Raw genomic sequence first — 1591 nt, forward strand, 5'->3', positions numbered from 1 at the left:
GCACCAGCATCGGTATAAGGGGTATTTAGCTCATGGTTAAGTGGGCTGCTACCTAACACGGTGATGCTAGGAGCGCCGGTATCCTGAACATTGACCGTTCGATTAACGGTGTTGGCAGGGTTACCCGATGAGTCGTTCACGTTGTAGCTCAGTACATAGCTACCAACAACTGCAGCATTGACCGTACCACTGACACCGATATTTGAAGATACATCTCCGTCGACATTATCTAGCGCTGTCGCACCCGGGTCGGTGAAGATTGTATTCACCTCATGATCGATCGGGTTGTTTCCGATCAGTGTAATAACAGGGCCGCTCGCATCAGCAACATTAACTGTTCGTGTGACGGGCATTGCATCGTTGCCAGCCGCATCACTTACGTTATACACAAGTGTATAGCTGCCAATTGTACCGGTATCAACAGCGCCACTCTGAATAATGCTTGCTGAAATATCGCCATCAATATTGTCCGACGCACTCGCACCCGCATCATTGTAGACACTACCTAGAGCGATATTAATGCTGCTGTCACCATTAAGTGTAATGACAGGGGCGGTAAAGTCGTTCACATTTACCGTGCGCGTTTGCTGTACGGCAGGGTTACCGTTGGAGTCACTGACATCATAGGTAATGACATAAGTACCAGCAACGCTAGAGTCGACCATTGTGCCGCCAACTATAATGCCTGCAGATAGGTCTCCGTCAAGTGCGTCATTCGCAGTCGCACCAGCATCGGTATAAGGGGTATTTAGCTCATGGTTAAGTGGGCTGCTACCTAGCAGAGTGATGCTAGGTGCGCCAGTATCTTGAACGTTAATTGTTCGGGTAACGGTAGTAGCAGAGTTGCCTGAGGAATCGTTCACGTTGTAGCTCAGTACATAGCTACCAACAACTGCAGCATTGACCGTACCGCTGACACCGATATTTGAAGATACATCTCCATCGACATTATCTAGCGCTGTCGCACCCGGGTCGGTGAAGATTGTATTCACCTCATGATTAATGGGGTTGGTTCCGATCAGCGTAATAACAGGGCCGCTCGCATCAGCAACATTAACTGTTCGTGTGACGGGGATTGCAGCGTTGCCAGCCGCATCACTCACGTTATACACAAGGGTGTAGCTACCAATTGTACCGGTATCAACAGTGCCACTCTGAATAATGCTTGCTGAAATATCGCCATCAATATTGTCCGACGCACTCGCATCCGCATCATTGTAGACACTACCTAGAGCGATATTAATGCTGCTGTCACCATTAAGCGTAATGACTGGGGCAGTAAAGTCGTTCACATTTACTGTACGTGTTTGCTGTACGGCAGGGTTGCCGTTGGAGTCACTGACATCGTAGGTGATCACGTAGGTACCAGTAACACTGGAATCTACGGTAGCACCACCGACGATGATGTTAGTTGAGATATCACCATCCAGCGCATCGCTTGCAGTCGCGCCAGCATCGGTATAGGGGGTATTTAGTTCATGGTTAAGTGGGCTGCTACCTAGGAGAGTGATGCTAGGTGCGCCAGTATCTTGAACGTTAATTGTTCGGGTAACGGTAGTAGCAGAGTTGCCTGAGGAATCGTTCACGTTGT

General features: G+C 49.0%; 1 protein-coding gene. It reads right to left on the minus strand.

The annotated features are described in order from the left end of the window. Positions 1-1591, minus strand: a 1591-nt coding sequence (locus A3735_RS08360) for a DUF5011 domain-containing protein (RefSeq protein WP_156499531.1), incomplete at both ends; no start/stop codon positions are given.

Source organism: Oleiphilus sp. HI0061, assembly GCF_001635675.1.